Genomic DNA, 12,014 nt, shown 5'->3' with positions numbered 1-12,014 from the left:
ACTTTTATAGACTGCAAAAAAGCAATAACCAGCCAGCTAAAATAAAAACAACCAATTGATCCATAACCAGACAGAACGAAAGTAAACCTTTAAAACCTTGCAACCCACCCCCAAAAAATCTCGATTTTAAAATCACTACTCCTACCGATTGTGCGTTTAGCCCCACCCGTTAAATTGATCCCTAAGGAATTCCTATGCTCCTCCCATTAATACGACCAACCCCTCACAAGGACCGTCCCCATGCCAACCTCCCGCTCCCTCATGATCGCGTTGCTCTTGGCCAATACCGGTGCCGCCTGGGCCGAGTCCAATACCGCCAACGTCCAGCAGAACGGTGGCTTCAACAGGGTTAACCTGAACCAGGGCAGCGAGCTATCGGCGCGTAACAAGGCCGATATCCAGCAGAGCGGCATCTTTCTGACTACCCAGGTCACCCAGCAAGACGATGCTGATGACAGCGTGCGGGTGGTGCAGGACAGTGCCAGGAGCTATGCCGAGGTCAACCAGACCTTGGGTTCGCAGCGGCGGGTGGATATCGAGCAGCTCAATGCGGGCTACGGGCGGGTGCAGGTCGATCAGGGGCCGGGCAGTGGCAACGAGACGGTGGTGCGGCAAAGCGGTCTGCGGCTGGACACCTTTGTGCAGCAGGATGGTGGCTTTCACCGCATCGATATCGACCAGACCAGCGACCGGGCAGGTGGCAACACCCTGACGGCGCGGCAGGACGGCCTGAACGGTAACCTTGAGTTGCGCCAGAGCGGCGATGCGCTGGACCTGCAAGTGGTCAGCTTCGGGCTGCGCAATAGCGCCTGGGTGAGCCAGAACGGCAACGATTCGACCACCCTCATCGAACAGCGCGGCAACGACAACTACATCGGCCTCAAGCAGGCCGGCGAGCGAACCGATTCCACTGTGGTGCAACAGGGTAACGGCAACGATGCCCGGGTCCGGCATTCCAGCGCCTATTCGCGGCCCAGTAACGTCGATATCGCCCAGCGCGGCGATCTCAACCGCGCCGACGTCAATGTCTATGGCGCCGGCAACCAGCTGACCTTGGCGCAGACTGGTAATGGCAATAACGCCGACGTTATCGCCTCGGGCGAGGGCAATCAGCTGGATCTGGTATCTAACGGCGAGAGCAACGGCGTCTCGGCCTACTACCTGGGTAACGACGGCCAGCTGAAGGTCGATCAACAGGGCGACAATCTCGGGGTGACGGCTTATGTCACAGGTAATGCCTCCAGCATCACCGTCGCCCAGACCGGCAGCCAGCACACCGCCGACCTGACCCAGAACACGGCGGGCAATGCCATCAACATCACCCAGAGCGGCTTCTCCAACCACGCCGTCATTACCCAGTAACTGGTGATCAGCGGGGCCGGGCACCGTGCGCGCTGGCAACGTATGTGGGTTCCCTCTGCCCCGCCCGCTCTCAATCTTTGCCCCACGCGGCCGTTATCCTTGAGATGTACCTTTCAAGGAGTCCGCGATGTCCAGCACGCTGTCGGTGAATGGCATTGGCCACGGCATCTTGCGCGCGCCCACGCTCAGGCTGGGTGGCGCGACTGCCAAGCCCACCGCCGAAGACCAGGCGGCCGCCCAGGCCGAGCAAGCCAAGAAGCCCAAGGGCATCGGCAAGCCCAACCCACTGAACCAGATCAAGGACCAGGCCGAAGCCGACGCCGCCCCTGCCAGCGAGAAAGGCAGCACCGGTAACAAGACCCTGGATACCCTGCAGAAGGCCATCGACATGGCCAAGCGGCAACTGGAGCTGGCGCAAAAGCAGTTGCGCGCGGTAGAGGCTCAGAGCAAGGGCGAGGGCAAGGCTGACGAGGCCAGCCAGGCCGCGCGCGAAGCCGCCCAGGCCAATGTGGCCGCCGCCAGCGAGGCGTTGACGACTGCCTACGCCGCCTATACCGAAGCCCTGAAGAAGGCTGGCGACAGCACCGGTGGTGTCAGCGCCCGGGCGTGATGCTGGCCCCCTGACTGGACGGCCTGGGCTACTCTCTGATGCTATTCAAGATCTGGAGGGCGTACTCGCATGGCAGCCAAACTCAGCGGCAAGACCGCGCTGGTCACCGGCGCGGCCCAGGGCATAGGCGCCGCCATCGCCCGGACTTTCGTGGCGGAGGGTGCCTTCGTCTATATCACCGACCTCAACGATGACCTCGGCCGCGCCGTCGCCGCCGAGCTGGGCGACAGCGCCCGCTACCTGCATCTGGACGTGCGCCTGGAAGACGACTGGCAGAAGGTGACGCGGCAGATCCTCGCGGAGCGCGGGGGGCTGGACGTGCTGGTGAACAACGCCGGGATCACCGGCTTCGAACAGGGCATGGTGGCCCACGATCCCGAAAACGCCAGTCTCGAAGACTGGCACGCGGTGCATCGCACCAATCTCGATGGCGTCTTTCTCGGCTGCAAATACGGCATCCGCGCCATGCGGCCGGCAGGGGCTGGCGCCATCATCAATATCTCCTCGCGCTCCGGGCTGGTGGGTATCCCCGGCGCGGCGGCCTATGCCTCGTCCAAGGCCGCCGTGCGCAACCACAGCAAGACGGTCGCCCTCTATTGCGCGGAGCAGGGCCTCGCTATTCGCTGCAACTCCATCCACCCCGCCGCCATCCTCACGCCGATGTGGGAGCCCATGCTGGGCGACGGCCCGGACCGCGAGGCCCGCATGGCGGCGCTGGTGCGGGATACGCCGCTGCGGCGCTTTGGCCGGCCCGAGGAAGTCGCCGCCGTGGCATTGCTGCTGGCCTCCGACGACGCCGGCTACATGACCGGCAGCGAGCTGAATCTGGACGGCGGCCTGCTGGCCGGTTCGGCGGTGACGCCCGCGACGGCGGAAGCGCCCTAGCCGTTGAGTAGGCGCTGGAAGACCGCGCTCTGGTGTTTAGCGGGTGAGCGGCTACAACGGCGTCTCAGAACGGGGTGTCTTCCTGCCGGTAGATTCGCAGCCCACGCGCCTGGTAGTTGGCCAGGGCGGCTGGGTGATCGAGGGTGCAGGTGTGCACCCAAACGCGCTCGGTGCCAGGCCAGTCCCAAGCGGAACGGAGGGCATGGCTGAGCAGCGGCCCGCCGAAGCCAAGGCCCATGAAGGCGCCAGCCAGGCCGAAGTAGCGGATCTCGGCGTTGCGGCCATCCGGGCGGTACAGCTCGTAGTAACCGGCGATGGCGCCGCGGTGATAGGCGACCCAGGTGCGGTGGCCTTCCTGCTCCACCAGCTCGCGCCACTGGGCGTCGCTCCAGCTGTCGAGATCGCTCCAGTCCCACGCCTGGCCGACCAGGGCATAGAGAAAGCGATTGAGTTCGGGTTGCGGCACCTCGCACTCGACGATCTGCAGGTCAGGCCGTGGCGGCTTCTCGCGCAATTCGGTCGGCGCGGTCATCTCCAAGTAAAAGGTGGTGTAGCTCTGCGTCATCGGCTGGCTCCTTGGTAACCCTAGGCCCGATTGTGATCAGAGCCAGGGGGATGCCGCCAGCCTGATTGCGACGTCTAACTAGGTTGCTTGAGCGCGATATGGAGACTTGCCCTGGGGACAGGCGGTGGTATTGGATGAGCCCCTATCTGTATCGAGGATGACCATCATGCCCCTCTCATCGCGGCTGACGCCCCTGTCCGAACAGAACACGACGGCAGAACAGCAGCGCGTACTGGCCGAGATCCAGAGCGGTCCGCGGGGCAATCTCGATGGGCCCTTCCTGGCCTGGATCCACAGTCCGGCGCTGACCGATCATGCCCAGCGGCTGGGTGCCTTCTGCCGCTACGGTACTCGGCTGGAATTGCGCCTTACCGAGCTGGCGATCCTCACCACCGCCGCCTGGTGGCGCGCCCAGGCAGAATGGCAGATCCATGAGCCCATCGCCCGTCAGGCGGGGCTGCCGGATCAGGTGATAGAGGCACTCCGGCAAGGCGCCGTGCCGTCCTTCGAGACGCCTGAGGACGCCTGCGTCCATGCCATCGGGGTGGCGCTCTACGACACCCGGCGCATCCCCGATGACCTCTACCAGCAGGGCGTGGCGCTGTTCGGCGAAGCCGGGATGGTCGAGCTGGTGGGTGTCTATGGCTATTACAGCCTGGTCGCCATGACCCTCAACGCCTTCGCGGTGGACCGGGGCGGCGACGCGCCCCTCCCCTTCGCCGAGTAAGGCCGACCTGCTCGTGGCTACCCTGCCACTGCTGTACCGGTCGCCCGACCGCGCCAGGCCAGGGCCAGCACCATCAGCAGCCCCAGGGCGGCCATGCCGGCGCCGGCCAGGGAAATCGCCGGATAGCCCAGACCGGCGCTGATCACCGCGCCACCCAGGGCCGCGCCCAGGGCATTGCCCAGGTTGAAGGCACCGATGTTGACCGCCGAGGCCAGGTTGGGGGCGTCCTTGGCGGCGTCCATCACCCGCATCTGCAGCGGCGGGACCAGGGCGAAGCTGGCGATACCCCAGAGCAGGATGGCCACGGCGGCCGGCAGCGGCCAGCGCATCAGCACGGTAAAGGCCAGCAGCACCAGGATCAGCAGGCTCAGGGAGGCGATCAGGGTGCGGTCGATGGATTTGTCCGCGGCCTTGCCGCCCCAGAAATTGCCCAGGGTCAGGCCGACGCCGAACAGCACCAGCATGGCGGTGATGAAGGCGGTGGAGCCATGGGTCTCGCTGGCGAGGATGGGCGCGATATAGGTGAAGACGGTAAACATGGCGCCCGAGCCGACCACGGTCAGGCCCAGAGCGGCCAACACCGGCGGGCGGCCCAGCACGCGGATCTCGGCCAGCACGCCGTCGCTGGGTGGCAGGGCCACGTTGGGCAGGGCGAACCAGAGCGCGGCCATGGTCAGCAGGCCGAGTCCGGCGATGCCCCAGAAGGCCTGGCGCCAGCCGAGCAGTTCACCGAACCAGGTAGCCAGGGGCACCCCGCCGATGGTCGCCAGAGTTAGGCCCATGAACATGGCGGCGACCGCCCCGGCGCGCCGATCCGGAGCGACCACGCTAGCCGCCACCAGGGCGCCGACGCCAAAGAAGGCGCCATGGTTGAGCGAGGTCACCACCCGGGCGATCAGCAGGCTGGTGTAGTCCGTGGCCAGTGCCGACATCAGGTTGCCCAGGGTAAAGATGGCCATCAGGCCGATCAGCAGCTGGCGACGTGGAATGCGGCCGGTGGTCAGGGTCATCAGCGGTGCGCCGATCAGCACGCCCAGGGCATAGGCGCTGACCAGCAGACCCGCCGCCGGGATGGAGACGCCGAGGTCGGCGGCGATGCCGGGCAGCATGCCCATGGGGGCGAACTCGGTGACACCGATGCCGAAGGCACCCGTGGCCAGGGCCAGCAGAGGGGGATTGATACGCATGGGAAAGGCTCCTTATCTATGCCTTGAATGCTAAGCTCCTGCTCGATGAGCCGGTAGACGGCGGTTCTGGCATGCACCTTTGCCCTGGAGGCACAAGTGGATCTAGCAGGTCGCTCGGGAGAGATGGCGGTGTTCGCGCAGGTGGTCGAGGCTGGCAGCCTCTCGGCAGCGGCCAGAGCCCTGCGCCTGACGCCTTCGGCGGTGAGTCGCTCCATCGCTCGCACCGAGCAGCGCCTGGGTACGCGGCTGCTGCTGCGCACCACCCGGGCCATCACCCTCACCGCCGAGGGCGAGGCCTATCTACGCGCCGCGCGGCGCATCCTGGCGGATCTGGCCGAGGTGGAAGAGGCCATCGCCGACCAGGGCGTGCCCCAGGGACGGCTGCGGGTCAGCGCCGCCCTCGGCCACGGCCGCATGACCATCGTGCCGTTGGTGGCGGCCTTCAGCGCCCGCTATCCCGACATCCTGGTGGACCTGGCGCTGGGCGATGAGGTAGTGGACATCCTCGCCGGCCAGGCCGATGTGGCGATCCGCTTCGGCCAGCTCGCCGACAGCCCTCTCACCGCCCGGCCCATCGGCGTCACCGGCCAGGTGGTGGTAGCTTCGCCCGCCTACCTCGCCCGCCACGGCACGCCCCTGGTGCCGGAAGACCTGCTCGGCCACAACTGCCTGAGATTCAACTTTCGCCGCGCCGCGCCGGACTGGCCTTTCGTGCGCGATGGTCGCGAATTCACCCTGAAGATCGCCGGCAACATCGAATGCAACAGCGGCGAGGCCCTGGCACTGCTGGCCCGCGAAGGCGCCGGTATCGCCCGCATCGGTGAATTCAGCGTGGCCGACGACCTGCGCAGCGGTGCCCTGGTGCCGCTGCTGGAGGCCTGGAATCCGGGCGATCTGGAGCCGATCCACGCCGTTTTCGTCGGAGGTACCACCATGCCGGCGCGGGTGCGGGTATTCGTGGATTTCCTGGTGGAACGCCTGGGCCGCTGACGCGTCATCCGACCGCCGTCACCGCGCTACGGGCCGGCGCTCTGCCGCCCGCGTCATTCGCCAAGCCGGTCCGCTTGTAATAGTCTGAGCAATCAACATGCTTAGGTCGCGGCCCTCCTGCCTGTCGCTGTCGCTGCTGACGGCGGTACGTCCCAGGCCCCTCTTTCCTTGTCCCGCAGGAGCCCTCTTGTCCAACCTTCCCTCGCAGCTGGCCTTTCTCGACGTCCCCGGTGAAATGGCCGCGCTGATGCGCCAGAAGGACTGGTCCCAGACGCCCTTCGGCCCCCTGGAAACCTGGTCGACCGCCCTGCGTTCGGCGGTCAGCATCTGCCTCGGCTCACGCTTCCCCATCGTGCTCTACTGGGGCGAGACCCGCGCCCTGATCTACAACGATGCCTGGAGCGCGGTGCCGGGGCGCAAGCATCCCTGGGCATTGGGGCGTGCCGGTTGGGAGGTGTGGGCGGAAATCTGGGACATCATCGGCCCCATGTTCGACCACGTGATGACCACCGGCGAGGCCACCTGGTCCGAGGACCAGCTGTTGCCGCTGAACAGATTCGGCTACGTGGAGGAGTGCTACTTCTACTACAGCTACAGCCCGGTACGCGGCGATACCGGCGAGGTGGAGGGCATCTTCACCGCGGTGACCGAAACCACGCACCGGGTGCTCACGGAACGCCGTGAGCGCCTGCTGCGCAATGTCTCCGAGGCCACTTCGGCGACGCGCGTCGCCGAAGACGCCTGCCGCGAAGGGGTGCGCTGCCTGCACGAGGTGCCGGAGGAATCGCCCTTCTGCCTGGCCTATCTGCGCGACGCCGCGACCGGCACCTTGCAGCGCGTGGCCCTGGCCGGCCTGGCGCCGGACGATGTCCTTGCCCCATTGGAAGTCACCCCGGAGGCCGCCGGCCTGCCCTGGGCCTTCACCACGGCGCGCAGCGCGCCGACCCTGGTGACCGGTCTCAACGAGCGCCATGGCGGCCGGCTCGCCGGGACCCCTTGGCCGGAGCCCCTGGAAGAGGCGCTGGTGGTGCCGATTCCCGGACCGCTGGGCGAGGAACCCTATGGCTATCTGGTCTCCGGCATCAGCCCGCGGCGGCGAGTGGATGCCGACTACCAAAGCCTGTTCGTCCGCGCTGCCGGGCACCTCAGCACCGCCATCGCCAATGCCCGGCGCTACGAGGAAGAACGCCGCCGTGCCGAGCAACTGGCCGAGCTGGACCGGGCCAAGACGGCCTTCTTTTCCAACGCCAGCCATGAATTCCGCACGCCGCTGACGCTGATGCTCGGCCCCCTGGAAGACATGCTGGCGCGGCCGGACCGCGCCGACGGCGAGCCCGCGGTGAGTCGCCAGGAGCTGGAACTCATCCAGCGCAACGGCCAGCGCCTGCTGCGGCTGGTCAATTCGCTGCTGGATTTCTCGCGCATGGAAGCGGGCCGGATGCGCGCGAGCTTCGCGCCCCTGGACCTGGCGGTCTATACCGCGGAGCTGGCCAGCAGCTTTCGTTCGGCCATGGCTCGCGCCGGCCTGACCTTCACCCTCGACTGCGCCCGCCTGGACGAGCCGGTGTGGGTGGATCGCGACCTCTGGGAAAAGATCGTCCTGAACCTGGTCTCCAACGCCTTCAAGTACACCCTGGAAGGTGAGGTGCGGGTCAGCCTGCACCGCCAGGACGCGCACGTCGTGCTGGCAGTGAGAGACACGGGGGTGGGCATCCCGCAGAGCGAACTGGGCAAGGTATTCGACCGCTTCCACCGCATCGAGGGTCAGATCGGCCGGACCCACGAGGGCACCGGCATCGGCCTGGCGCTGGTCAAGGACCTCACCGAGCTGCACGGCGGCGAGGTGCGGGTCACCAGCCAGATCGGCGTGGGTACCACCTTCGAGGTGCGGCTGCCCTTTGGCCATGCCCATCTGCCCGAGGCCAACCGAGTGGGCGCCACGAACCAGGTCTCCACCGCCACCCGCGCCGACACCTTTGTCGCCGAGGCCCTGCGCTGGCTGCCGGACGAGCCGACCCCCTCCGCCCCCACGGGGCTCGACGAGCATGCCGGTGGTGGCCAGGGGCGCGGCGAGCGCATCGTCCTGGCCGACGACAATGCCGACATGCGCGGCTATGTCGAGCGGCTGTTGCAGGAGTCCGGCTACCAGGTGGACGCCGTGGCCGATGGCCGCGCCGCGGTCGAGGCGGTGCAGCGGCAATTGCCCGCGCTGGTGCTCTCCGACGTGATGATGCCGGTGCTGGATGGCTTCGGCGTGCTGCGCGCCCTGCGCAGCGACGAGCGCACCGGCCAGGTGCCCATCATCCTGTTGTCGGCGCGAGCGGGCGAAGAGGCCTCCATCGAGGGCATCGCCGCCGGTGCCGACGACTATCTGGTCAAACCCTTCAGCGCCCGGGAGCTCATCGCCCGGGTGGAAGGCGCCATGCGCCTGGCGCGACTCAGGCGCGAGACCGCCGATGCCCTGCGGCAGGCCAACGAGGTGCTGGAGATCCGCGTCCGCGAACGCACCCGCGAGCGCGACCAGCTCTGGGCCTACAGCCACGATCTCATCGGCATCGCCGACAGCCGGGGCATCTGGGTCAGCGTCAACCCGGCCTGGACCCGCACCCTGGGCTGGCCGGTGGACGAGATCGTCGGCAAGACCTCGGAATGGCTGGAGCACCCCGAAGACCGGCAGCGCACCCGCCAGGAGATCGCCCAACTGGCCGCCGGCGCCGCCACCTTCAACTTCGAGAATCGCTTTCGCACCCGCGGCGGCACCCATCGCCACCTGTCCTGGACCGCCGTGCCCGAGGGCGGGCTGCTCTACTGCGTGGCCCGTGACGTCACCGTGGAGCGCGAACGGGCGCTGGAACTGGAGCAGGCGCGGGACGCCCTGCGTCAGAGCCAGAAGATGGAAGCCATCGGCCAGCTCACCGGCGGCATCGCCCATGACTTCAACAATCTGCTCACGGCCATCACCGGCTCGCTGGAATTGCTGCAGCGCCATCTGAACGGCGAACAGCCGCGTGCCGAGCGCTACATTGGCATCGCCATCGCCTCGGCGCAGCGGGCCGCCGCCCTCACCCAGCGCCTGCTCAGCTTTGGCCGGCGCCAGGCCCTGGATCTGCAACCCCTGGACGTGAATCGGCTGGTCACCGGCATGGAGACCCTGATCCAGCGCACCCTCAACGAGAACATCCGGCTGCACCTGCGGCTCGACGCGGCCACCTGGCCCACCTGCAGCGATGCCAACCAGCTGGAAAACGCCCTGCTCAACCTCTGCATCAATGCCCGGGATGCCATGGCCCAGGGCGGCCAGCTGGCGATCGGCACCCGCAACCTGTGCGATCCGCAGCTGCTGATGCTGCCCGAGCAGCTGAGCGGCGACTATGTCGAACTGGCCGTGAGCGATACCGGCAGCGGCATCCCGGCCGCCGTGCTGGAAAAGGTCTTCGAGCCCTTCTTCACCACCAAGCCGCAGGGCAAGGGCACGGGGCTGGGTCTGTCGATGGTCTATGGCTTCATCAAGCAGAGCGGTGGCTACATCGACATCCACAGCGAGGAAGGCCGTGGCACCCGGGTCAGCCTGCTGTTCCCGCGCCACCAGGGCATCGCCAGCGAAGGGGTTCCGGAGGAAGTGGCGCTGCAACCAGGTCGCGGCGAGCGGGTGCTGGTGGTGGAAGACGAACCCGGGGTACGCCTGCTGATCGTCGAGGTACTCCGTGACCTGGGCTATACCGCCCTGGAGGCCGAAGACGCCCCCACCGCCCTGGCGCTGCTGGAGCGCGAGCCGCAACTGGACCTGGTGGTGTCCGACGTGGGGCTGCCGGGCCTGACCGGGCGCGAGCTGGTGGAAGAGATCCGCCGCCAACGGCCTGGTATCGCCGTGCTGCTGGTGACCGGCTACGCCGAAGAGGCCATGGACGTGCAGCGCTTCCTCGGTCAGGGCATGCAGCTGCTGCAGAAGCCCTTCGCCATCGAGGTGCTCAGCGAGCGTATCCAGGGCCTGTTGCAGGACCGTCGCGAGCGTCCCTGACCACGGTTTGCGCCCCTGGCGGGAAATCCTGGGGCTGACGCCTGTCCTATCCAGCCAGGTCGGACCGACCGCCCTCTGTCGCCAGAGGCGCGGGGGCGGTGCGACCTCGCCTACCCCTCAGGTTTTCAGGATACCCGCGTTCGCTATGTCTTCCTCCCGCTCCACCGCTCCCGCCGCCGACCCTGACCAGAAGGCCTCGGCCCGGCGACTGATCTTCATCACCGTGCTGGTCGCCACCATGGGCGCCCTGGCCTTCGGTTACGACACCGGCATCATCGCCGGCGCCCTGCCCTTCATGACCCTGCCCGCCGACCAGGGCGGCCTGGGCCTCAACGCCTACACCGAGGGACTGGTCACTGCCTCCCTGATCGTCGGCGCGGCCTTCGGCTCCCTGGCGGCGGGCTATCTCGCCGATCGCTATGGCCGGCGCACCACCCTGCGCCTGCTGTCGATCCTTTTCGTCCTGGGCGCCCTGGGCACCGCGGTAGCGCCCTCGGTGGAGCTGATGGTGGCCGCGCGCTTCGTGCTCGGCCTGGCCGTGGGCGGTGGCTCGGCCACGGTGCCGGTGTTCATCGCCGAGATCGCCGGACCCAAGCGCCGTGGCCGCCTGGTGAGCCGCAACGAGCTGATGATCGTCAGCGGCCAGCTGCTGGCCTATGTGCTCAGCGCCCTGCTCGCCTGGCTGGTGCACGAGAACGGCATCTGGCGCTACATGCTGGCCATCGCCATGGTGCCGGGCATCCTGCTGTTCGCCGGCACCTTCCTGCTGCCCACCTCCCCGCGCTGGCTGGCGGCCAAGGGGCGACTCGAAGAAGCCGAAACGGTGCTGGAACGCCTGCGCGACACCCCCGAGGAGGTGGAGCGGGAGGTCGAGGAGATGCGCGAGAGCGAGGAGCAGGCCAAACATCGACCACCCCTGCGCGAGCTGCTGAGTCAGGGTTGGGTGGTCAAGTTGCTGCTGCTGGGCATCGGCCTGGGCTTCGTCGCCCAGTTCACCGGGGTCAACGCCTTCATGTACTACACCCCGATCATCCTCAAGAGCACCGGCATGGGCACCAGCGCGGCCCTCACCGCCACCATAGGCAATGGTGTGGTCTCGGTGATCGCCACCCTGCTGGGCATCTGGGCCATCGGCCGCGCCGGCCGGCGCACCCTGCTGCTGACCGGACTGGTGATCGTGGTGCTGGCGCAACTGGCGCTGGGCAGCGTGTTGCTATGGCTGCCGCAGAACCTGACCCAGAGCTACCTGGCGCTGGCCTGCATCCTGGTGTTCCTGCTGTTCATGCAGATGTGCATCGCCCCGGTGTACTGGCTGCTGATGTCCGAGCTGTTCCCCAATCAGGTCCGTGGCCTGCTGACCGGGGTGGCCGTGGCCGTACAGTGGCTGTGCAACGCCACCGTGGCCTTCAGTTTTCCGGTCGCGCTGGAGTGGATCGGCAACTACACCTTCTATGGCTTCGCCGCGATCAACCTGGGGTCGCTTTTGTTCGTCTATTTCTGCCTACCGGAAACCCGTGGCAAGTCATTGGAAGAAATCGAACGCCATCTGAAGAAAGAGTTATAGCGGGTCGTTAGCTGACCGATCGGCGATTTTCCGGCCTGCTGCGGACCAAATGGAATAATTTTTCATTCCGTATCAAGTCGGACTTATCCGGGCCGATGCAGAGTGA

At 67.0% G+C, this 12,014-nt stretch carries 9 protein-coding genes; 7 read left to right on the top strand and 2 right to left on the bottom strand.

Annotation, left to right across the window (positions count from 1 at the left end):
- Positions 1-240 precede the first annotated feature (240 nt).
- From ACUCV0_RS19930 to ACUCV0_RS19920, 3 genes are all read left to right on the top strand, one after another.
- On the top strand, positions 241-1,362 hold the full coding sequence (locus ACUCV0_RS19930) for a hypothetical protein (RefSeq protein ID WP_482213474.1): 1,122 nt from the start codon (positions 241-243) through the stop codon (positions 1,360-1,362).
- 127 nt (positions 1,363-1,489) lie between these two features.
- Positions 1,490-1,972, top strand: coding sequence for a hypothetical protein (locus ACUCV0_RS19925; RefSeq protein ID WP_271653023.1), 483 nt, complete (start codon positions 1,490-1,492; stop codon positions 1,970-1,972).
- 69 nt (positions 1,973-2,041) lie between these two features.
- Positions 2,042-2,857 (top strand): glucose 1-dehydrogenase, encoded by an 816-nt coding sequence (locus ACUCV0_RS19920; protein WP_482213473.1) that lies wholly within the window; start codon positions 2,042-2,044, stop codon positions 2,855-2,857.
- 64 nt (positions 2,858-2,921) lie between these two features.
- On the opposite strand, the gene ACUCV0_RS19915 is transcribed toward ACUCV0_RS19920, so the two are convergent.
- Entirely contained in the window at positions 2,922-3,422 is a 501-nt protein-coding gene (locus ACUCV0_RS19915; RefSeq protein WP_482213472.1) for a GNAT family N-acetyltransferase, read from the bottom strand.
- A gap of 166 nt (positions 3,423-3,588) precedes the next feature.
- Between ACUCV0_RS19915 and ACUCV0_RS19910 the strand changes: the two genes are divergently transcribed.
- Positions 3,589-4,149: a carboxymuconolactone decarboxylase family protein gene (locus ACUCV0_RS19910; protein WP_482213471.1), complete on the top strand. Its 561-nt coding sequence runs from the start codon at positions 3,589-3,591 to the stop codon at positions 4,147-4,149.
- Between the two features lie 17 nt (positions 4,150-4,166).
- On the opposite strand, the gene ACUCV0_RS19905 is transcribed toward ACUCV0_RS19910, so the two are convergent.
- A complete protein-coding gene (locus ACUCV0_RS19905) occupies positions 4,167-5,336 on the bottom strand; it encodes an MFS transporter (RefSeq protein WP_482213470.1) in 1,170 nt (389 codons plus the stop codon).
- 96 nt (positions 5,337-5,432) lie between these two features.
- On the opposite strand from ACUCV0_RS19905, the gene ACUCV0_RS19900 reads away from it, so the two are divergent.
- The 3 genes from ACUCV0_RS19900 (at position 5,433) to ACUCV0_RS19890 (ending at position 11,908) form a co-directional block, all read left to right on the top strand.
- Positions 5,433-6,326, top strand: coding sequence for a LysR family transcriptional regulator (locus tag ACUCV0_RS19900; protein WP_082696389.1), 894 nt, complete (start codon positions 5,433-5,435; stop codon positions 6,324-6,326).
- 187 nt (positions 6,327-6,513) lie between these two features.
- On the top strand, positions 6,514-10,344 hold the full coding sequence (locus tag ACUCV0_RS19895; RefSeq protein WP_482213469.1) for an ATP-binding protein: 3,831 nt from the start codon (positions 6,514-6,516) through the stop codon (positions 10,342-10,344).
- 145 nt (positions 10,345-10,489) lie between these two features.
- Positions 10,490-11,908, top strand: coding sequence for a sugar porter family MFS transporter (locus ACUCV0_RS19890; protein WP_482213468.1), 1,419 nt, complete (start codon positions 10,490-10,492; stop codon positions 11,906-11,908).
- Positions 11,909-12,014 lie beyond the last annotated feature (106 nt).

The organism is Pseudomonas sp. VMV1, assembly GCF_056790235.1.
Note: the sequence above shows the minus strand (reverse complement) of the source record. Positions and strands in the feature narration are given on the sequence as shown.